The sequence below is a fragment of the Salinivibrio costicola subsp. alcaliphilus genome, from assembly GCF_001996185.1.
Classification (GTDB): domain Bacteria; phylum Pseudomonadota; class Gammaproteobacteria; order Enterobacterales; family Vibrionaceae; genus Salinivibrio; species Salinivibrio costicola.
In genome coordinates this window covers 1-20,383 of sequence record NZ_MUFR01000045.1, presented here as the reverse complement: position 1 = coordinate 20,383, position 20,383 = coordinate 1, and the positions used below count along the sequence as shown (strand labels likewise).

Annotated in this window: 17 protein-coding genes and 5 tRNA genes; 4 read left to right on the top strand and 18 right to left on the bottom strand. The window is 49.9% G+C overall.

Annotation, left to right across the window (positions count from 1 at the left end; genetic code table 11):
* Positions 1 to 2: 2 nt before the first annotated feature.
* The 5 genes from BZJ21_RS13295 to BZJ21_RS13275 form a co-directional block, all read right to left on the bottom strand.
* Positions 3 to 93: transfer RNA gene (locus tag BZJ21_RS13295), tRNA-Ser, on the bottom strand.
* 130 nt (positions 94 to 223) lie between these two features.
* Positions 224 to 976, bottom strand: coding sequence for a phosphate ABC transporter ATP-binding protein PstB (pstB, locus tag BZJ21_RS13290; protein ID WP_443216191.1), 753 nt, complete (start codon positions 974 to 976; stop codon positions 224 to 226).
* 133 nt (positions 977 to 1,109) lie between these two features.
* Positions 1,110 to 2,414: a phosphate ABC transporter permease PstA gene (pstA, locus tag BZJ21_RS13285; protein ID WP_077670021.1), complete on the bottom strand. Its 1,305-nt coding sequence runs from the start codon at positions 2,412 to 2,414 to the stop codon at positions 1,110 to 1,112.
* Complete coding sequence (pstC, locus tag BZJ21_RS13280; RefSeq protein WP_021023114.1) at positions 2,407 to 3,789, bottom strand: phosphate ABC transporter permease subunit PstC; 1,383 nt, start codon at positions 3,787 to 3,789, stop codon at positions 2,407 to 2,409. The genes pstA and pstC overlap by 8 nt, the downstream gene beginning before the upstream one ends.
* A gap of 66 nt (positions 3,790 to 3,855) precedes the next feature.
* Positions 3,856 to 4,896 carry a substrate-binding domain-containing protein gene (locus tag BZJ21_RS13275; protein ID WP_077670020.1) on the bottom strand — a complete coding sequence of 347 codons (1,041 nt, stop codon included), beginning with the start codon at positions 4,894 to 4,896 and terminating at the stop codon, positions 3,856 to 3,858.
* 292 nt (positions 4,897 to 5,188) lie between these two features.
* On the opposite strand from BZJ21_RS13275, the gene BZJ21_RS13270 reads away from it, so the two are divergent.
* A complete protein-coding gene (locus tag BZJ21_RS13270; RefSeq protein ID WP_077670019.1) occupies positions 5,189 to 5,629 on the top strand; it encodes a hypothetical protein in 441 nt (146 codons plus the stop codon).
* Between the two features lie 68 nt (positions 5,630 to 5,697).
* Here BZJ21_RS13270 and BZJ21_RS13265 read toward each other — a convergent pair whose 3' ends face one another.
* Positions 5,698 to 7,314, bottom strand: coding sequence for a methyl-accepting chemotaxis protein (locus BZJ21_RS13265; protein WP_158075534.1), 1,617 nt, complete (start codon positions 7,312 to 7,314; stop codon positions 5,698 to 5,700).
* 140 nt (positions 7,315 to 7,454) lie between these two features.
* A complete protein-coding gene (locus BZJ21_RS13260) occupies positions 7,455 to 7,928 on the bottom strand; it encodes a DUF3429 domain-containing protein (protein WP_236719567.1) in 474 nt (157 codons plus the stop codon).
* 196 nt (positions 7,929 to 8,124) lie between these two features.
* On the opposite strand from BZJ21_RS13260, the gene BZJ21_RS13255 reads away from it, so the two are divergent.
* On the top strand, positions 8,125 to 9,798 hold the full coding sequence (locus BZJ21_RS13255) for a BCCT family transporter (RefSeq protein ID WP_077670017.1): 1,674 nt from the start codon (positions 8,125 to 8,127) through the stop codon (positions 9,796 to 9,798).
* 85 nt (positions 9,799 to 9,883) lie between these two features.
* Here BZJ21_RS13255 and glpC read toward each other — a convergent pair whose 3' ends face one another.
* The 7 genes from glpC to BZJ21_RS13215 form a co-directional block, all read right to left on the bottom strand.
* A complete protein-coding gene (glpC, locus tag BZJ21_RS13250) occupies positions 9,884 to 11,137 on the bottom strand; it encodes an anaerobic glycerol-3-phosphate dehydrogenase subunit GlpC (RefSeq protein WP_077670016.1) in 1,254 nt (417 codons plus the stop codon).
* Positions 11,131 to 12,438 carry a glycerol-3-phosphate dehydrogenase subunit GlpB gene (gene glpB / locus BZJ21_RS13245; RefSeq protein WP_077660228.1) on the bottom strand — a complete coding sequence of 436 codons (1,308 nt, stop codon included), beginning with the start codon at positions 12,436 to 12,438 and terminating at the stop codon, positions 11,131 to 11,133. The genes glpC and glpB overlap by 7 nt, the downstream gene beginning before the upstream one ends.
* Positions 12,435 to 14,126 (bottom strand): anaerobic glycerol-3-phosphate dehydrogenase subunit A, encoded by a 1,692-nt coding sequence (glpA, locus tag BZJ21_RS13240; protein ID WP_077670015.1) that lies wholly within the window; start codon positions 14,124 to 14,126, stop codon positions 12,435 to 12,437. Before glpA ends, glpB begins: the two co-directional genes overlap by 4 nt.
* A 309-nt stretch (positions 14,127 to 14,435) precedes the next feature.
* Positions 14,436 to 15,119 carry a YoaK family protein gene (locus BZJ21_RS13230; RefSeq protein ID WP_077670013.1) on the bottom strand — a complete coding sequence of 228 codons (684 nt, stop codon included), beginning with the start codon at positions 15,117 to 15,119 and terminating at the stop codon, positions 14,436 to 14,438.
* Between the two features lie 14 nt (positions 15,120 to 15,133).
* Positions 15,134 to 15,898: a glucosaminidase domain-containing protein gene (locus tag BZJ21_RS13225; protein WP_077670012.1), complete on the bottom strand. Its 765-nt coding sequence runs from the start codon at positions 15,896 to 15,898 to the stop codon at positions 15,134 to 15,136.
* Between the two features lie 238 nt (positions 15,899 to 16,136).
* Positions 16,137 to 16,799, bottom strand: a complete 663-nt coding sequence (locus BZJ21_RS13220) for an epoxyqueuosine reductase QueH (protein WP_077670011.1) — start codon at positions 16,797 to 16,799, stop codon at positions 16,137 to 16,139.
* Positions 16,800 to 17,038: 239 nt separating this feature from the next.
* Positions 17,039 to 17,129 (bottom strand) — tRNA-Ser (locus BZJ21_RS13215).
* Positions 17,130 to 17,312: 183 nt separating this feature from the next.
* Between BZJ21_RS13215 and BZJ21_RS13210 the strand changes: the two genes are divergently transcribed.
* Positions 17,313 to 17,672, top strand: a complete 360-nt coding sequence (locus tag BZJ21_RS13210; protein ID WP_077461234.1) for a HopJ type III effector protein — start codon at positions 17,313 to 17,315, stop codon at positions 17,670 to 17,672.
* 67 nt (positions 17,673 to 17,739) lie between these two features.
* Here BZJ21_RS13210 and BZJ21_RS13205 read toward each other — a convergent pair whose 3' ends face one another.
* Positions 17,740 to 18,717, bottom strand: coding sequence for an arginine deiminase-related protein (locus BZJ21_RS13205; protein ID WP_077461233.1), 978 nt, complete (start codon positions 18,715 to 18,717; stop codon positions 17,740 to 17,742).
* Between the two features lie 258 nt (positions 18,718 to 18,975).
* Here BZJ21_RS13205 and BZJ21_RS13200 point away from each other — a divergent pair, with 258 nt between their 5' ends.
* Entirely contained in the window at positions 18,976 to 19,947 is a 972-nt protein-coding gene (locus tag BZJ21_RS13200; protein WP_077461232.1) for a sensor domain-containing diguanylate cyclase, read from the top strand.
* Positions 19,948 to 19,983: 36 nt separating this feature from the next.
* Here the strand turns inward: BZJ21_RS13200 and BZJ21_RS13195 are convergent.
* From BZJ21_RS13195 to BZJ21_RS13185, 3 genes are all read right to left on the bottom strand, one after another.
* Positions 19,984 to 20,059 (bottom strand) — tRNA-Gly (locus BZJ21_RS13195).
* Between the two features lie 133 nt (positions 20,060 to 20,192).
* Positions 20,193 to 20,269: transfer RNA gene (locus BZJ21_RS13190), tRNA-Met, on the bottom strand.
* A 36-nt stretch (positions 20,270 to 20,305) separates the two neighbouring features.
* Positions 20,306 to 20,381: transfer RNA gene (locus tag BZJ21_RS13185), tRNA-Gly, on the bottom strand.
* Positions 20,382 to 20,383 lie beyond the last annotated feature (2 nt).

Genomic DNA, 20,383 nt, shown 5'->3' with positions numbered 1-20,383 from the left:
TGTGGCGGAGAGATAGGGATTTGAACCCTAGAAGGGCTATTAACCCTTGCCGGTTTTCAAGACCGGTGCTTTCAACCACTCAGCCATCTCTCCGGAACGGGGCGTATAGTAGAGGCTACTCAGTGCGATGTAAAGTGTGTTTTTACTTTCTCGCGCTTAAGTGCTGAAATTATCAGCAAACACCTATTTGAATAGGTTTCCCCTCTGCCACCCCGTTGCTTATTTAACCAAAACGACCATTGATATAGTCAGACGTCAGCTTATGCTCAGGATCATTAAACACTTTTTGTGTTGTGTTAACTTCGACCAAGCTACCAAGATGGAAATAAGCGGTGCGATCAGACACACGAGCTGCTTGCTGCATGGAATGCGTCACAATCACAATGCTGAAGTTCTTCTTCAAATCCGAGATCAGCTCTTCAATCACCCCAGTGGCAATCGGATCGAGGGCTGAACACGGCTCATCCATCAAAATAACTTCCGGTGCGACCGCAATAGTACGTGCAATACAAAGTCGCTGTTGCTGACCACCAGACAAGCCGGTTGCCGGCTGATCCAGACGATCTTTGACCTCATTCCACAAACCGGCGCGTGTCAGCGATTGCTCCACCAGCTCATCCAAGTCAGTTTTACTGTCGACTAAGCCGTGAATACGCGGGCCATAAGCAACGTTGTCATACACGGATTTAGGAAACGGGTTAGGACGTTGGAACACCATGCCGACTTGTGAGCGCAATTCGACAATTTCACTCTCGCGGTGGTAAATGTCAGTGTCTCCCAAAATGATGTCCCCCGTCACCTCACAGCCCGGGATCGTATCATTCATACGATTTAAGCAACGCAAGAACGTCGATTTACCACAGCCTGATGGCCCAATCATCGCAAGCACTTCTTTCTCGCCGATATCAAGGCTCACATTTTTAATCGCCGGCTTAGATCCGTTGTCATAATTAACGAACACATTTCGTGCTGTCATGCGTGGCATATCAACAAACGGAATACCACAGGTTTCACTCGGTGCTTGTGTGCTTTGTGGTGCGGCTTCCACTACATCTTCAGTCATGGTTAGGTTGTTCATTGTTGTCGTCGTCATGATTCTCTCTCCCGACTTACCAGCGTCGCTCGAGACGCTTACGCATAATCACCGCACAGGCATTCATAAAGGCTAAGAATGCCAGCAGTACCATGATTGCGCCTGAGGTGTTTTCGACAAAGCCCTTTTCAGGATTCTCTGCCCATAAATAGATTTGCACGGGTAACGCTGTGGCCGCATCAAGCGGACCGGATGGCACATCAACGATAAACGCGATCATCCCGATCATCAGTAGCGGTGCCGTTTCTCCGAGTGCTTGTGCCATCCCGATAATGGTACCGGTTAACATGCCTGGCATCGCCAATGGCAAGACGTGGTGAAGTACCATTTGCATCTTAGATGCACCCACACCCAAAGCCGCATCACGTACCGAGGGCGGAACCGCTTTAATCGCCGAACGACTCGATATAATAATCGTCGGTAATGTCATGAGCGTGAGCACTAAGCCACCAACGACTGGCGCCGAGCGTGGCAGATCAGCAAAGTTCAAGAAAACAGCCAGACCCAGCAAGCCAAACACAATCGAGGGCACGGCTGCTAAGTTGTTAATGTTAATTTCAATAATTTCGGTAATGCGATTACGTGGCGCAAACTCTTCCAAGTAAATCGCGGCTGCTACACCAATCGGGAAACTCAACGCCAGTGTTACCAACAAGGTGTAGAAAGACCCAACAGTCGCGCCCCAAATGCCCGCTAACTCAGCATCACGGCTATCACCATTGGTGAAGAAGCGCGTGTTAAACACGGTGCGCACGCGATTATCATCTTCCAGTTGGTTAAACCAGTTTATGTGCTTGTCTTTAAACTGACGATTTGACTCTGGGAGTTTGCCGTCGATGTTGCCTTTGTTGAATTGGTTGACGTTATCACCCGCCAATGCCCAAATCTCAATCTTTTGTCCGACCAGATCGGGGTTTGCGGCAACACGGTCACGCAAATCATATTCCGCGCCCGTAGAGATAAAGCGAAATAGATCACGTTTATCGCCCCGCGAGGTCACCTCTGGCATCGCATTAAATATAGCCTTCGCCAATACTGAACGATAACTGAGGTATTCCAATGTTTCATCGTTCAGTGGTTTTCCCTCAATGCCCAAGCTTTGCTCACTGAGATCAACCGTTAAACGGATTTCGGTGGTGTAAAACGCCGTATACCCTTGGGAGACAATCGACCCAATCAGCAATACCAAAAAGCTGAAAGCGAGAAAAATCGATGTCATACCATACCAGCGGAAACGCTTTTCTTTTCCGCGACGTTTCGCAAGGCCTGCTTTTACCCTAGCACGCTTCTCTTGCGCAATTTTTTCGATTTTATCAGTCATATTGTTCTCGATATTTTTTCACGATGCGTAGCGCCACGAAGTTGAGCGCTAGCGTCACAACAAACAGCGTGAGACCCAAAGCAAATGCAGCCAGCGTTTTAGGGCTATCGAACTCTTGGTCACCGACCAACAATGTCACGATTTGAACCGTGACCGTAGTCACCGATTCCAAGGGGTTCGCCGTTAAGTTAGACGATAATCCCGCCGCCATCACCACGATCATGGTTTCACCAATTGCGCGTGATACCGCCAGCAATAAACCACCGACAATGCCTGGTAACGCGGCAGGAATCACAACCTGACGCACGGTTTCAGAGGGGGTAGCGCCTAGCCCTAATGAACCATCACGCAGTGACTGAGGCACGGCGGATATCACATCATCGGACAGCGAGGAGACAAACGGAATGATCATAATGCCCATCACCGCACCAGCTGCGAGTGCACTTTCTGACGATGCACTGGTAAAGCCGATCGCATGAGCAACATCACGAATAAATGGCGCCGCAACTAACGCTGCGAAAAAGCCGTAAACCACTGTCGGGATCCCCGCAAGGATCTCTAAAATAGGCTTAACAATGCCACGAACACGGGGCGACGCGTATTCAGCCAAATAAATGGCACTCATTAACCCAACCGGTGCCGCGATACACATGGCGATGAATGAAATCATCAAAGTGCCGGTAAATAGCGGGATCGCACCAAAAGAACCACTTGAGGCTTGTTGATCTGCACGCAGTGCAATCTGTGGCGACCATTCGGTGCCAAAGATGAACTCGGTCACGGGGATCATTTGGAAAAATCGCATCGCTTCAAACAACACCGAGAGCACAATGCCGAATGTGGTTAAGATTGCGAGGGTTGAGCAGAACAATAAAAAGCCCTGCATCACGTTTTCGACCCGATTGCGGGCACGTAAACGCAGTCGTAGCGAGCGCCAGCCAAAGGCTAATCCCGCCAACGCAAGTGCAGTCATTGCGGTGAATCGTAATGTGGTCCCTAAATGGTTCAGGGTTTGATAATGGTCCGCCGCAGCCAACAAGACAGCATCGTCAGTTTGGGTGATGCCACGAGCAATATTACCGATTTGACTGTATAACAAATCCGCATTGCCGAACTGCGTGACGTACGTATCGGAAATTTGTGCCATCACCAAACTGTGGATCAAGTTCGGTTCTACCGCTTGCCACAACAATAAAAGAACCAGTGCCGGAATCGCCGCCAAAATGGCGACATATGAGCCGTAATAGTTAGGTCGAGAATGCAGTTTGCTCAAGCCACCAGCCATGTTGGCAAGCTTAATAGAACGCGTTCGAGCAATAAAAAAGCCGGAAATTGCAATAATAGCAATCACGGTCATCAGCATGGGTGTTGTCATTGTTCCTCCTGAACACGAATAAAGGGGGTACGTGACACGTACCACCCTTTCGTATTCACAATGCGCTTACAAGTTTGGTTTTAAATCGACGGCAGCACTGCGTACTTGTTGCCACTCGTTTTCACCCAGTGGAATAAGGCCACGGTCAGCGAGATATCCCATGCTGCCCATTGCTTCTTCTGAGGTGAACGCTTTCACATAATCGGTCAGGCCAGGAATCACGTTCTCATGCGCTTTTTTAACGTAGAAATACAGTGAACGTGATACGGGATACTCGCCGGTACCAATGGCATCAAATGTTGGCAGAACACCCGAGATTTTAGAGCCTTGTACTTTGTCTGCGTTTTGCTCAAGGAAGCTGTAACCGAAGATGCCAAGCGCATCTGGGTTTGCTTCAAGCTTTTGCACAATCAAGTTATCGTTTTCACCGGCTTCGATGAAAGCACCGTCTTCGCGCATGCCGTGACAAATCGCTTTGAATTTGTCTTCGTTACTGTCTTCAAGTGCTGCGACTTCGGGATACTCGGAGCAGCCCGCTTCCATGGCTAGCTCAACAAACGCATCACGTGTCCCTGATGTTGGTGGTGGACCTAGCACCTCGATTTTGGTGTTAGGCAGTGATGGATTCACGTCTTTCCACGTGTCATTGGGGTTGTCGATAAAGTTGCCGTTAGCGTCTGGGACGGTTTTAGCGAGTGCGGTGTAGATATCTTTTAGCGTGAGATCATACTGTTGCGATACTTTCGAGTTTGCGATAGCAATACCGTCATAACCGACTTTGATTTCGACAATCTCGTCGACGCCATTTGACTTACAGCGTTCAATTTCCGAGCTTTTGATTTTACGTGATGCGTTAGTCACATCTGGGGTGTTTTCACCGACGCCCGCACAGAACAACTTAAGTCCACCGCCTGAGCCAGTCGATTCGATTTTTGGTACTGAATATTGCGACGTGCGACCGAAGCGCTCAGCAACGACAGTAGCAAAAGGGTAAACAGTAGAAGAGCCAACGATGCTAATGTAGTCACGGCTTGCAGCCGTTGCGCTACCTGAGGCCAGCACGGCCATTGATACTGTCGTCGCTGCAAAGAGAGCTTTAAGTTTCACATCAACCTCCAAGTCGATTATTTAAGTTAGTGCTGTGTAAATCAATTTATCTACACATAACGAAGAACTCGGTTAACGGGGAGACACATTAAGCGCACAAAGTGACAGTTCCTTTATGCAATGATGAAGGTTTGATGACAGCCAGAGGCATTGGTAGCACACTCAAAAGTTGCTCAAGGTGCGCTAGCGCTGCGCGCGGAAGTGGCTAGGATAGATGAAACATCGATAGCATAGCAGCGAGATAACATCACAATTGAGATGTTAGCTGCGAACAATTTGGATAAAGAAGGCAATGACAGATGCTTACCACAATGAGGACACACGGTTGAACACTGATGCCAAGCCATTGGTACTCTTTTTGTGTGATGGAAAATACGGCGCGTCGTTAATGGCAGCCGCAATGATGAAAAGCAAAGCGAACAGTTTTTTTGATGTGCACTGTTATCACACAACGCAAACCATGAGCACCGATAAGGCCGCACAAGCGCTGATCCAGTTTCAAATATCGACTTACGATCTGGCGCCGGCGCCATTGGATGCGCTGACACTCGACTATGTCGATTATTTAGTTGCACTGAATCCCGCATCAGTACAATCGGGCCTGCCATTGCCAAGCTACGGAAAATTTATTCCCTGGGATGTGACCGAAAACAGCGACGCCGGACTTGCTGCCGTTTTGCGTGCTATTAACCAAAATGTGAATTACTTTCTCTCTCTGTATTTATTTCGATAAAAAATGCGCCACTTAGGCGCATTTTTTGTTGTTAACACGGCTCTCACAATGAGCCTTGGCTTTTCGGTTTATAGTCTAAACGCTTGAGCCTGCTCACTCATACTCGCGTTTTCTTTTTCTAACCGCTCGTACGCTTGGCGCGTTTGCTCTGCCGTTTCAGCCAAAGATTCCGCCGCACGGTGAATTGCTGCGACGTTTTGGTTTAAATCAGCAGCGGCAGTGGTTTGTTCTTCGGTCGCCGTCGCAATCGCCCCTGTCATTTCTGACACCTGCTGCGTTGACGCATTGATGGTCTCAATCGCCTCTGCCGCGCGTTTGGCATCATCCAATCCTTTTTGGGTTAATGTTTGGCTGTCACTCATCACCTGATACGCCTGACGCGCTTTGGTTTGCAGCCCTTCGATGATTTGATTAATCTCATCGGTTGATGACTGCGTCTTGGTTGCCAAACCGCGCACTTCATCAGCGACCACAGCAAAACCGCGACCTGCCTCACCGGCGCGCGCCGCTTCAATCGCCGCATTAAGGGCAAGTAAATTCGTTTGCTCGGCAATGGTACTGATCACCTCTGAGACCTTGCCGATATTTTCACTGTCTGCGGTTAACGCCTCAATCACTTGCGACGCTTCGTTAACTTGATCTTTCGCGGCTACGCTTTGCTGGTAAGACTGTTCAAAGGTTTCTCGACCTTGCTGGGCATACTCGCGCGATTTATCAGTGTGCTCGGCCGCCGCGACCGTATTACTCGCCACTTCCCCAAATGTTGACTCCATTTGTGTCATAGCACTGGCGAGCTGTGATAGCTCACTACGCTGTTGCTCAACACTGTTGACCGTATCCGTCACCTGAGTCGAAAGCTCGTTACTGACCGTTTGTAGCCGCTGTGTGCCTTTTATCAGCAAACCAATTAAGTGGGTGATACTACTTTGCATCTGATCGAATGTATTGGCGGCCAGTCCTAATTCATCACGGTTAAACTGAGCAAGATCGAGCCGTTGCGTCAGATCGCCACTTTCTACCCGCTGCATTTGCGTAACCAGTAAGGACAATGGTCCGCGGATACGGTTTTGGAGTAAAAGTGCAACGATAACCATCAACACGATCAGCGCGACAATTACCGCTATCCCTATGATAATCAGCTGTTTGATTTTCTTAGACTCTTGTGCTTTGATGGTATTGGCCTGTGCTTCTAGATCAGCTTGTAACGACGCTAGGTTATCCACTATTTGATCAAAAGGCGCTAACATTGGCCCAAGCATTTTGCGTCGAGCGTCGTCTATTCGCCCATTATCGATTAGACGAATATAATCATTTTGCATCTTGCGATAGCCATTCAAACGTGTCTCAATGGTGGTGACTTCATCGCTGTTGCTATCTCGAACCGTCAGCGTTTTCATATCCGTCAGCGCGCCACGTACCGATTCGTCATTGCGCTTAATTTTCACCAGGATGTCGCGATGCGCTTGTTTATCATCGGTTAGGCCATAATCGAGCGCAAAACGGCGGTAGGTTACCGTGTAATAGCGTAAATCTGACACCGTGCTGAGCAAACGCACATTGCGCTCGACAACGTCATTGAACTGGGTTTTAACTGAGCTAATTTCACTGAACAAATAGGCGCCACTCAGGGCGACTGCAATCCCGAGCGCAATAAACACCGTCCGCAAATACTGAATGATTGTCATAGATTCCCCATTACCCTTAAATACCATCACTAAATTAATTGTTTTTCTGCGCCAAGGGTAACGGATACGGCCAATAGTTGTAATAGGTTCAGCCAACTATGTAAAAACAAACCAGCTGAAAACGAACCAGCTTAAACGTATTAATTTGCAAGGAGCAGCAACGCATGAAGGGCCATAACACTCAGAGTGAGCCGATCGCGCATCGTTTGGTACCCCGCTGGCTGATCGTTTTTTTGTTGGCGATATCGAATCCACCGTTCGGTAAGCCACACTAAAAAGTAACCTGCCGTAAGCACGCTTACGGTCAGTGATAGAGGTGTCGCCCCTTTGACCAATGCACCCCATGCAAGCAAGGCGAACACATTACTGAGTACCAACGCATACCGACTCAATGCAGGAGGTGTGTTATCCAGGCCGTTCCCCCACAACACGCCGGATAAAAAGCTTAAAATCACGGCACTGTAGGTAATAAACAATTGTTCGCCAGCTAAGCCAAAAACTGTCAGCCCAGTCCAACCGACCCCGAGGGCCCCCGCGAACGGTAAAAGGCCAAGATAACCTAAATTCAGCATGGTGCGATCCGCTGACGATGCACGAACATCAGGTTGTGGCATTGTTTTGCTCCTACTCATAAACCAGTCCAGCTCGTTTATACGGTATCACTGCCATGATGGCTGATAGCTCGTGCCGGTTTGCTGCTTTTCTCATCACTTTGCACTTCACTACCGTGATAAAGGCCTCTTTTTTTTGCAAAGAAAACGCACCTTGCGTAAATTGTTGCGCGTTTTGTTGTTTAAAAAGGAGTTACTCATGTCAACACGAAGTACGTCGGATGCGAGCAATGCCAGTACATTGCAGCATCCGTTTGCCGATTGCGTCACCCAAACGGGGCCGTTTAAGGGCGTTCATAAAAATATGATGATCGCCGCTACCCTTCTGGTTTTCGTCTTCGTTTTTTTTACCGGATTTAACACTCACCTAGCGGCCAGTGTTTTTGCTGCTGCTCGCGGATGGGTAGAGTCTACGTTCGGTTGGTATTACATGCTGGTGCTTGTTCTCTTATTGGCCGCCAGCTTCATTATTGCAGTCACCCGTTTTGGTAATGTTCGTTTGGGTGACGACGACGATCGCCCCGAATTTAGTACTTTTTCGTGGCTATCGATGTTATTTTCCGCCGGTGTCGGTGTTGGCATATTGTTTTTTGGGGTAGCCGAACCCACGCTCTACTTTGATACAAGTGGTGCGTTCGGCTACCCCAACAACCCATATGCTGATATGGCAGGCGCAACCACCATGGGATTTGATCGCGCGGCCGCTGCCCTGCGTGTTACCTACTTTCACTGGGGCTTTCATGGCTGGGCCGTGTACGTCATTGTTGGCCTCGCGCTGGCGTATTTCTCGTTCCGTAAAAAACTGCCGCTCGCGCTGCGATCCACCATTTATCCGCTGATTGGCGATCGGATCTACGGCCCCATTGGCCATATCACCGATATTTTAGGTGTCCTGGGCTGCGTATTCGGTGTCGCTACCTCGCTCGGGTTAGGTGTCAGTCAGATCGCGGTGGGGCTCGATCGCTTATTTGGCATCGACCCGGGTGTGATGACTCAGGTTATCCTGATCGTTTTGATTTCCGTGGCCTCAATCATGTCGTCTCTGTCTGGCGTCGGCAAAGGGATCCGCATTATTTCCGAGTGGAACATTATCGTCTCGGCATTGGTAATCGCTTACTTCTTATTTGGCGGTCCAACCACCTGGTTGATCCACGTCTTTGGTGCTTCACTCAGTGACTATTTGGTCGGTTTTATCCCAATGGGACTGTGGTTTCCTGAAACGCCAGGCCCAGCCGCATGGCAAAATGCCTGGACCATTTTCTACTGGGGTTGGTGGATTGGCTGGGCGCCCTTTATTGGCTTATTTATTGCCCGCATTTCTCGCGGACGTACCCTGCGTGAGTTTGTGGTTTGTGTGCTTTGCGCGCCAACGCTGATGATTTTTGCCTGGTTGGCCATTTTTGGCGGCAATGCGTTGCATCAAGAGCTTGTTGCTGAGACGGGTGTCGGTACAGCGGGAATCATTGATTTGGTGAATGGCTGGGACTTGCCTGCGGCATTGTTCGCCACAGCCGATGGCATTACCGGCGGCGGTATCTGGGGTTGGATACTGAACGCCATGATGATCTTTTTGCTGTTTAGCTGGTTTATTACCTCGTCCGATTCCAGCACCTTGGTGCTCACCACCATTCTGTCGATGGGCAATGATGATCCGCCGAAACGCTTCCGTGTTTTCTGGGGCACTATGATCGGCGCCGTCGCCGCGGTGCTTTTGGTCGCAGGCGGCTTAAGAGCCTTACAAACGGCCAACATGGTGACTGCATTACCCATCAGTGTATTGGTGATCTTAATGACCATCAGTGTGATGAAGTCTTTACTGGCAGAGCCGGTTGGCAAGCCCACCGCCTCGACGCCATCACAAGCGAATCGCTAGACCGGTTTCATCGACCAACGAAAGCGCCACCTAATACGGTGGCGCTTTTTATTCGAGGTCGTCTTATTCGAGGTCGTCGTCGCTTTTATGGGTTCGTACCATCCACGGCCATCGCCAGCACACTGACCGGATGCAAGGCTTCCAACGGTGTGTTCTCTTCAATTTGCCATTTGCAGGTTTCACAATCGGTGATAGCAAAGTCAGCTTCTGCAGCTTTAATCTGAGCAAACAAACCACTACCGATGGCAATCGAGGTTTGATAGTTCTCGGTTTTAAAGCCATAGGTGCCTGCCAAACCACAACACTCGCTATCGAGCACAACCACGTCTAACCCGGGGATCATCCGCAATAGCTCAATGGTGAACATCGCATTGCCACTGCGCTCCAAGTGACAAGGAGTGTGATACACCACCCGTTTATTGATGGGTTTTAGCTTGGGCATCTCGCCATTCATTGCCGCTTTGAGTAAAAAACGGGTCACGAAGCTAATTTGTCCTGCCACATGCTGATTGTCGACGCCCAATACATGCGGATACTCTTCTTTGAGTGTCAGCGCACACGATGATGACGTCGCGATCACTGGGCGCTCGTCGGCAACAGAATCGGCAATCATCGCGGTATTGGCGGTGGCATTGCGTCTTGCTTTATCATAAAAACCGTTAGCAATTAAGGGGACACCACAGCATTTGTGTTTCTCTAATAGCTGAACGCCATAGCCCATCGCATTCATTACTGTGACCAAGTCTTTGCCGAGCTGCGGATTGTTAAAATTCACATAACAACCGTGAAAATAGCTGACTTGTTTGGGGTATTCAGCTTGTGCCGCCGTTTGGCTTTTCATCCAGCGGCGGAAGGTACCAAAAGAATACTTAGGCAAGGATTTATGTTTATCTACCCCAATGGTGGCATGCATCACCGCTTTTACCGGTTTTAGATCCGTCATCGCATTCACAATCGGTGCCACCGGGTTCGCCAAGGTACCAAATAAATCAGTGTGGCTGAGCACGTAATCACGCATCAACTTAGGATTGATGTTTTTCTCGCCATGTTTCCCCCGAGCGACGGCAATGATATCACCAATTTTTACCCCAGAGGGACAGGCGGTTTCGCAGCGTTTGCAGTTGGTGCATAGTTTGAGTAGGTCGTCATAATACTCTGGATTTTTGATCCGCAGACGCTCGCCGTCCGGCCCACACTCTTTGGGGCCCGGATACGCCGGATTCACTTTCGACACTGGGCAGTACACAGTGCAGACGGTACACTTGATACACTGGTCAAAACTGGTGGGCTGCGGTGCATGGTCGCGATATTCTCTCTGTTTAAGCCATTCAGTTAACATATGGCCTCCTTAGCGTTTGCCATCACGGCAAGTGCTCGTTGTGCCGCGGCGTAGCCTGTTGCAACCGCAACGCCTCCGCCGCAACCTTCAAATACGGGATCGTAACCACTGAGTACTGCCCCACATACAAACAAGTTTTGACAACGTTTTCCGCGCGCGGTAGGCCGCAGTTGGTTATCCGTGTTAATACCGAAGGCCATAAAAGGATGACTTTGCTGGCTGAAAAAGTCGTCATTGCGCCATTCGCTGCGGTCAGGGCTTTGTACCATATCTAACCCCAGTGTTGGCTCGCTAACTTGGGTGCGATCCGCATTCAAGCCGCGGCTAAAATAGCTTCCCGTCGCCAAGATCACTGCCTCTGCGGTTAACGGAATATCCTCTAACTGACGGGTATGTAATGCGGTGAGGCGGCCGCTGTCGTCAAACTCGCCGCTGGTGACTTGATCACCGCGCAGCAACATGCCACCTGCACTGGCAAACGCGCGCTGCAGCGCCTCTTCTATTCGAATCCCGAGTAACGAAGGCGGCATGGTGGGCACTTCATGGAAGCAACGGTCGGTGCGCTGTTTAAGTGCATCCATACCCTGCTCGCCCGCGACGTTGGCAATGATAGCAGGCAAAATCACGAGCTCATCCGGTCCAGATTGCGCGATTAACTGCTCGCACAGGCTGTCAAAGGCGTTAGGCTCGGCCAGTAAGCGTGACAGATCAACCGAGCGCAATTCATTGCGGTTACGGCGCAAACGCTCCGCACCAGGAATCGAAAGCGTGATGGTGCGACTCGGGCAGGAGGCAAAATCACGCTGCGCGGTAATAGTGTCTTTGGCTAACGTCGGTTGCGCATCGCGATAGCCGTCAATGGCGGCAAAACAGAGACCCGAAAAACGGCGCGGGCCACGATGTTGATACACGTGCCCTTGCGATAACCACGTCGGACGCACGGTGCCCAGCGGCGTGATCCGGCCATGATTGGCGTTGTCTTCTTGATGATACAAACACACTTTTTGCGCACTGAGTTGCTGTTGGAACCAGGTTAACGAATCGGTGATCTCATCAAGGCTAACCTTGGCATAAGGGTGCTCAGGATGCTGGCGCACCAATTTGGGAATCGCCTCAAACGGTTGGGTAACCGGCTCACCATTAGGAAAATGGCCCAGTACATCAATTGAACCCGAGGAAAAATGCAGTGCACTTTGTCCCGCACTGATCATTACCGTTTTTTTGCCGGCTTCCAATGCACGTATCGCTGCCGTATACCCAGCAATGCCACCGCCAATCACCGCAATATCATAGTGAATCATTGTGAGACCTCCTGATCGACAGCTTGAGTGGACACTTGCTCATTCATTTCCGTTTTTGACTCCTCGCTCGACGACTTAGGCACATCACCGGCGCCAAATAATCCTTGATAAATCCAGTAGCTAAATTCGGCTTCGCGTAAAGCGTCCCCCCAGAAGATAGGCTTGACGCCATTCCAGCGCTCTTCAAGAAAGTCCACCAGCAGCCCGGCACTCGCTTGCCCATCTACTCCTCCGCACTCACTGAATAAGCTGGCGGCGCGATAACTGCATAACTCGCCCTGACACGGCCCCATTCCAAGACGGGTGCGACGGCGTAAATCAGTGATGTTTTTTGCATCCAACGATTGAATGGCATAATTCACTTCGCCTTTGGTCACCATTTCGCATTCGCAAATCACCGCTTGGCTGTCGTCACTTTCATCCAAAAAATGGCTGACGCGTTCGCCATGGCGATAATAGGCGGATTGATAGACGGGTTTGACCAAGCTTGCACTGGCTTTGCTGATCCCTTTGGAGGGCTCAGAGCCTGGTAGCGGCCGTGTCGCGGTTTGACAGGCATTGCGGTTACCCAGTTTTTCAGCCACCAAATCTGTGGCTTGCTCGGCCATCAGTCGATAGGTCATGAGTTTGCCACCGGTAATGGTGATCAAACCGTCAAGGCCATCGCGCGCTTGGTGGTCAAGCAACACGATGCCGCGGCTGATATTACGACCACTACCATCATCGTCCACCGAGACCAATGGGCGTACGCCTGCATAAGCCCGTAACACCCGCGTATTGGCCATGATGGGAGCCAGCTTGGCGCCCTCGCGCATCAGCACATCCACTTCTTGTGGCGTCACCGCCAACTTATCAATTTGGTCGTACTCAATATGCTCAGAGGTGGTACCGATTAAGGAAATGGTGTCACCGGGCACCAAGATGTCGGCGTCGGCCGGTTTGCGACAGCGGTTGATCACTCGATTATTAATGCGGTAATCGAGGATCAGCAATGAGCCCTTGGCAGGAAACATTTTGATGTTGAGATCGGCATACTCACAGATAGTCTGGCCCCAAATCCCTGCCGCATTGATCACTTGCTGGGCCATAATCGAAAAGCGCTCACCCGTAAGAGTGTGGATACAATGAACCCCTTGTACCGTCGCGCCTTGGCGAATTAATCCAGTGACTTGGGTATGATTAAATACCTTGCCGCCATGCTCTTTACCATCTAACACATTTGCCGCACACAAACGAAAGGGGTCAACCGTGCCATCGGGCACTTGCACGGCGCCTATCATGGCCGGGTTAGCATTGGGCTCTAGAGCGAGCGCCTCATGCGGTGTGAGTTTTCGTGTCGGAATACCGGCTTTATCACAACTGGCGATAAAGGTATCTTGGTAGGCCAGATCGTCTTCCGGCAAGGTAATAAACAGCCCCTTGGTATCTTCCACGCAATGACGCGCCACAGATTTAAGAATGGTGTTTTCTTGGATGCATTCGCGTGCCGATTCGGTATCCGTGACCGCGTAACGAGCCCCAGAGTGCAACAATCCATGGTTGCGACCCGAAGTGCCTGCCGCAATATCGTCACGTTCGAGCAAAATGCACGAGATGCCGCGAAGCGCACAATCGCGCATGATGCCAGTGCCGGTCGCACCGCCACCAATGATGACCACATCCGTTTCAATATAATGGCGAGTTGGCATGGGGCCTCCTTGTTACTTTATCGTAACCAGAGTGTGGCATTTCCCGTGCAACAATGACGGCGACAACATCACACTATGCGCGAAAGCGAAAAGGAAACTGCGGCTTGTTTGATTTAGGACAAACTTTTCAGTGGCGGATAGCGCGCGAATGGTGACACGGCAAATGAGCACTACAAGAAACCAGGCCACGTTTATCCGCCATTTGAGGAAAACACCTAGGAATAGCATGGTCGTGAAAAAGAAGACAAAGAAGACAGAGAAGACAAAGGCGCCATGCTCGAAAACGCGCATTGTTAATACATTGTGTATTTATTGGCTATTGTTGCCCGACCTCAAACGTTGTCGAGTCATGGTGGCGCGATAACACAGTGCCACCACGAAGCATAATCCCGCCGGAAACAACAAGGCCGTAAAGTGGAAATGCGCAAATAACGCCGCCCCTACCACGCCGCCGACAATAAACCCCGACGCAATCAGTAAAAACAGCATCAGTTTACGCTTATCAACGCGGTTACCGCGCAGCTTGCCGCCCAACATTAAGCCTAAATCGGTGATAATACCGGTTAAATGGGTTGAGCGTACAATCGCACCACTATAGGTGGTCGCCATCGCATTTTGCAGGCCACAAGCCGCCGATGCCGCCAGTTGACCAATGGCAAGGCCGCGGGATAAAAAATAAAACGCCACCACAATTAACCCGGCTTCAACAAAGAGTGCCGAGTCATAATGGCGGCCCAGCTTTAGCGTGCTACCATGCAACAAGCAGCCGGACACCGCAGCACCAAGGAAAAAGGCCAACAATAAGCCACCCAGCTGAACAACGTGCATCCACTGGCCCGCAAACAGCCCCGAGCCAAATTGCGTCGCGGTGCCTGACACGTGGGAGACGGCTTGGTGTTCAAAGCCCAACAAGCCGATCGCATTGATGGTGCCGGCGATCAGTGCCAACACGAACGCCCCGGATTCAACCCACCGAGGCAAACGGGTAATCATTGGCTTTCCTTGCGTTAGTTAGTCGATGACGATGCTGGCGGGTCGAGCCTATCAAGTTGGTTATGACGGATCATCGCTTGCAACTCTTCCACATAGGCCTGCCCACGCTCAGAGTAGCGCCCTAATCCATTGGCGAGCACCGCGCCTGAAAGCGTTTTGTTTTGCTCTCGCAGACGGGCGCGGATCTCGCGTAGTCCTTGATATGCGGCATGGGTATTAAGGTTGTTGATATAGCTTTCTACCGAGGCTTGTGGCCCTTCAAACGCAGCCACTTCATGGGTTTTGCCTTCCGTTCGCTGCTTAGGCACCAGACCACAGCCTTTGCTGAAACACCACTGGCCAAAGTAGTTATTGCCTTCACGTGCAAACCGTGAGGTGCCCCACGCACTCTCATTGGCTGCCTGCGCTAACACCAACGACGGCGGAATGATATCCACTCGTTGGATCAGCGCCATCCAATTCGCTTCCTGGCTAACATCAAAGTCTGCTAACTCGTACTGATTCGCCAGCGCTTGGACGCGTTTTGTTTCTCGGCTACTTAACGCATTTTTACGCGCATGCCATGCCAACAATGCGGTACGATCGGCCCGTATTTGGCTATTAATCATATTGACAACGGGCGTGAAGTAATCAAAAAACGCCTGCTTGCGCTCTGCCCCCGCGGCAAAAGATTGGAAATCAGGAACAAGGGGAGCTTTGGGCTGCTGACGCGAGATAAAAATGGTGATAGCCACAGCAACAATAGCCATGCCAATCAAGACAAAGTTACGATGTTTCATGATGCCCCTGATGTTGTCGATGTGAACGGTATTATACGCGAAATACCCGTTGGCGACGAATATCGCCCTCTCAACGTCATACTGGCTACCTTATTAGCCGGCTTTCCTACTAACATGCTGATATAGAATGCCATATTAGTATCAATCAAGCATTTAAGATGCGATAACTCCAGATGGTGGTTAACCGCACGGAAAAGCACCTGAGAGGCGCCTTTCGGTTTAAATCTGGTGCTTAGTTTTAATCGTCGCCGTAGTATTGCACGCCGAGCTTAATTCGCTCGCGTCCTTGCGCTAGGCGGTGTTTATTCGTATCCCGCAGCGAATAAATACACCCGCAGTATTCCTGCTGGTAAAAACGCTCGCGCTTGCTGATTTCTATCATTCGCTGACTACCACCTTGCTTGCGCCAGTTGTAATCCCAGTAGCTTACATCTGGATATGGGGCGGCTGAGCGATGGCCACAATCATTAATTTGCTGCATGTTCTTCCAGCGCGAGATACCCAGTGAACTACTGATAAACCGGAAACCATGTTCGGCGGCATATAGCGCTGTGCGCTCAAACCGCATGTCAAAGCACATGGTGCATCGGATGCCGCGCTCAGGTTCAAACTCCATCCCCTTAGCTCTGGCGTACCAGTTATCGGTATCGTAATCCATATCGATAAACGGCACGTCATGATCTTCTGCAAAGCGAATATTCTCCTGCTTACGGATTTCGTATTCTTTAGCCGGATGAATGTTGGGATTATAGAAAAAGATACTGTAGCGGATCCCGCTTGCTTGTATCGCTTCCATCACTTCTCCCGAACAAGGGGCACAACATGAGTGGAGTAATAGCTGGTCGTGGTCGCGATCAAAGTCAGGCGGTAAAGGCAACGGTGCGCGTGTAAATTCAGGCATGGCAATTCCGTGTTCACAATGCAAAAAATAAAACGCCAATATTCATATATTTGCGTATGTAACGGATTCTAGCACGCCATCGCCCAAATTTGCAGACGTTGTGATTTTCGAGCGGTGTTTTGCGCTTATTTATGATGAACTTTACATCACTTACTCGGGCGAGTGTGAACAGACTTCGGAAAGAGAGGGTTAAAATAGATACAAAAAAGCCGCTGATTTTTCAGCGGCTTTTTTAGATTTGGCGGAGGGACAGGGATTTGAACCCTGGAAGGGCTATTAACCCTTGCCGGTTTTCAAGACCGGTGCTTTCAACCGCTCAGCCATCCCTCCGAATAGTTTTGTATACTAATGATGCCCTAGTGCAATGTAAAGTACTGCAACACTATTTTTTGTTTAAGTGATGGATATTCATCCATTACTGACATGACGCGGCTTCACATTCGGTGAACAAGTTGGTACAACGTGCATATACTCTCCATTGAGAGCTCGCATGTTACTAACTCAGGAACCGACATGACCTTAGACAGCTTTCTCGCCAAAGTCACACAAACACCCGATATGGTAATGTTTGATGAGACGATGGCGGTGATAGATGCACATTACGACTACGCGCCCACGCGATTTACTAACGGTAATCTCGCCAATAAAGCTGGACAAAATACAGGCTCTTGCAAAGTGCTCGCGTTTTGCCAGCTGCATGAGTTAACGGAAGCGCAAACGCTCGCGTGTTTCGGAGGGTACTACCGCGAGGACGTGTTGAGCCATCCCTCTGGGACTGATCATAAAAATATTCGTAATTTTATGGTAACCGGATGGAAAGGTGTGTCGTTTGACAAAATGCCCTTGAAAGCAAAAACGCGAACGCATTCTTAAAGGACGTCCGATCAAAAACGGCGACCCGCGGTCGCCGTTTGCCTATGACGCCAGACTTGATCGAACGCTAGCTAGTATGCTGACGCGGCAGAAATATCTCCCCCATCATACAACGTACGCTACCGCCGCCAATTGTCTCTATTGTTGTGACATCGATAGGAACCAGTTTCCCAAACTGGCGTAATGTACGCTTTTGCGCTTCTGTAAAAGCACTGTAAGCAGACAACGACATCACAATCACCGATTCGCCATGTCGATTTCGCAATTGCAAGATATTGCCACAAAGCTGATTCATTTGTGATTCACTGATCGAAACGAGCGTTTTGTCTTCGCTCAGTGTATTGCAGACCAAATCCCGCTGCCCGGCCTCTATTACCTCATCACAAACCACGGCAAACGCTTCGCCCACAGCCATCATCACATTAGTATGATAAACCGGATTGCCATCGCTCATCTCGGTGTTGAAGCTCACGACTTGTCGCATGCCCACCTTTGCTGCCCATTCGGTCAATAAAATACTGTCACAACGGTGTGAAAGTGCCGCATAAACACGCTGGTTAAGGTGATCGATAACCATTGCGCCTGTGCTTTCGAGAAACGCCTCTTCTTTATCGTGACATTTGACCTTATGCACATGATTAACGTCATAGCCGGCACGATCCAATGCTGCCATTAAACGCTCTGGCTTTACCTCCAACTGACGGTTTGGGCATGCCATAGGGTAAAGATAAAGCTCACCACTGGGCAAGGTGCTAAACCAGTTATTCGGGAAGACGGCATCCGGTGTCGCCGGATCCGAGTCAGGGTATTCCATCACCACCACATCAATACCATGGCGACGCAAAATCATCACCATGTTATTAAACTCTGCCATGGCGCGCGTTTTTACTTCCTCGTCGGGCAATGAGGGAGCGTGTTGAAAACCATTATCCTCACTGGTTTGTGCATTAAACTTAAAATGAAGCGGGGGCACCATCAACACGGCCGACGCTGCGTGGGGATGGGATAGCGGATATTGGGTATCGTAGCTCGCTAAAAACGCCATAAGCAAACCTTCTAAAACAACATGACTTAAAGAGTATAGATGGGCTATGGGGTACGCGATCAGTTTTAAACGCGCAACAGCCTCACCCAGTGGAATGAATAACCGCAGGAAAATATCATTGAAACAAGTTTTTTACAAATAGGGTTTTTTACACCCCGGTTTTTACAAATCATTTTTTTACAAATCCAGATGAATCCGCACATTGCAGGGCGGAAGTTTAGTTAACTACACTATTAAAATAAACAGGGAGAACAGAGCATGAAACCAGCGCAGCCGACTCGCCACGAAGATAAGCGTCTTCACGCCTTGTACGATCTAGGGATATTAGATACGGGCCGTGAAGATCGATTTGAGCGAATTGTGCGTGTCGCTGCCTACGTATCTGATTGCCCGGTGGTTGCGATTAGCCTGGTTGATGAAGATCGCCAATGGTTTAAAGCCAAACGTGGGTTAGCCGTTAATCAGACTGGGCGCAGTGAGTCCATTTGTGGGCATGCTATTCATCAACTCGAACCATTTATCATTGAGGACACGCTTAATGATCGTCGATTTGATGATAACCCATTGGTAACCGGCCCTCCTAACATCCGTTTTTATGCTGGATTCCCTTTTAGTCTTGATAGCGAGCACTTGCTTGGTACCCTCTGTGTCATCGACCACAAGCCTCGTCAGCTCACTGACGCCTGTGAGCGCGCGCTGTCAGATCTCGCGCGAATCGTGGAACATGAGCTGGTCATGACTCAACAAAATGTGATCGACCCTTTGACAAGCGTATTTAATCGCCGTGGCTTTTACCGAGAAGTAACCAGCTATTTGACCGATGAGATGGTGATCGAAGATCAACATACTTTGCTGCACTTTGACGTCCGTCAGCTACAAGGCATAAATCGGCACTATGGCAAGCATGCGGGTGATGGCGTCCTGAGAGCATTTGCCGCCTGTTTAAGGGATGTCTTTGATGATACAGGCTGGATAGGACGTTTAGAAGGCTGTGAATTCGCCGTATTATTGATTCAACAAGACGTTGACGCCGTCGAAGCCCAATTAGATCGATTTTACCTAAGGCTCTGCCGGCGTTTATCGTCAGAACGTTATCCGTTTGTCTATTCGGTCGGCCTCGCCCACTTCACCCAGATCGATGAAACAGTGACATTAGAAACCATGTTATTAGACGCAACGAACGACACTCGGACATACCCTGTGCCTTCGGAAACACGTGATATTGGATAACGCTAACAAAATAGATGAGAAAAACGATGAGAAGATTGGAGCGACATACGAGGTTCGAACTCGTGACCTCGACCTTGGCAAGGTCGCGCTCTACCAGCTGAGCTAATGTCGCTTGTTCAATCAAGCGCCTAAAAGCGCTTAGAAAATTGGTTGCGGGAGGCTGATTTAACGCGCCGTGCAACGGCACCGACCGGAGGTCGTATTGACTTTAACCAACTGTTAAATGCTTTTCGTCAACCTAAAATTGGTTGCGGGAGGCGGATTCGAACCACCGACCTTCGGGTTATGAGCCCGACGAGCTACCAGACTGCTCCATCCCGCGTCCGTAACATCAATCATGCTTGATGTGGGCAAAACTTGGAGCGACATACGAGGTTCGAACTCGTGACCTCGACCTTGGCAAGGTCGCGCTCTACCAGCTGAGCTAATGTCGCCT

Coding starts and splice junctions, on each gene's coding strand:
- pstC (WP_021023114.1), bottom strand. CDS start 3,789: ATGACAACACCCATGCTGATGACCGTGATTGCTATTATTGCAATTTCC.
- BZJ21_RS13210 (WP_077461234.1), top strand. CDS start 17,313: ATGACCTTAGACAGCTTTCTCGCCAAAGTCACACAAACACCCGATATG.
- BZJ21_RS13200 (WP_077461232.1), top strand. CDS start 18,976: ATGAAACCAGCGCAGCCGACTCGCCACGAAGATAAGCGTCTTCACGCC.
- BZJ21_RS13265 (WP_158075534.1), bottom strand. CDS start 7,314: ATGACAATCATTCAGTATTTGCGGACGGTGTTTATTGCGCTCGGGATT.
- pstA (WP_077670021.1), bottom strand. CDS start 2,414: ATGACTGATAAAATCGAAAAAATTGCGCAAGAGAAGCGTGCTAGGGTA.
- BZJ21_RS13225 (WP_077670012.1), bottom strand. CDS start 15,898: ATGAAACATCGTAACTTTGTCTTGATTGGCATGGCTATTGTTGCTGTG.
- BZJ21_RS13220 (WP_077670011.1), bottom strand. CDS start 16,799: ATGCCTGAATTTACACGCGCACCGTTGCCTTTACCGCCTGACTTTGAT.
- pstB (WP_443216191.1), bottom strand. CDS start 976: ATGACAGCACGAAATGTGTTCGTTAATTATGACAACGGATCTAAGCCG.
- BZJ21_RS13205 (WP_077461233.1), bottom strand. CDS start 18,717: ATGGCGTTTTTAGCGAGCTACGATACCCAATATCCGCTATCCCATCCC.
- glpB (WP_077660228.1), bottom strand. CDS start 12,438: ATGATTCACTATGATATTGCGGTGATTGGCGGTGGCATTGCTGGGTAT.
- glpA (WP_077670015.1), bottom strand. CDS start 14,126: ATGCCAACTCGCCATTATATTGAAACGGATGTGGTCATCATTGGTGGC.
- BZJ21_RS13230 (WP_077670013.1), bottom strand. CDS start 15,119: ATGATTACCCGTTTGCCTCGGTGGGTTGAATCCGGGGCGTTCGTGTTG.
- BZJ21_RS13260 (WP_236719567.1), bottom strand. CDS start 7,928: ATGCCACAACCTGATGTTCGTGCATCGTCAGCGGATCGCACCATGCTG.
- BZJ21_RS13255 (WP_077670017.1), top strand. CDS start 8,125: ATGTCAACACGAAGTACGTCGGATGCGAGCAATGCCAGTACATTGCAG.
- glpC (WP_077670016.1), bottom strand. CDS start 11,137: ATGTTAACTGAATGGCTTAAACAGAGAGAATATCGCGACCATGCACCG.
- BZJ21_RS13270 (WP_077670019.1), top strand. CDS start 5,189: ATGACAGATGCTTACCACAATGAGGACACACGGTTGAACACTGATGCC.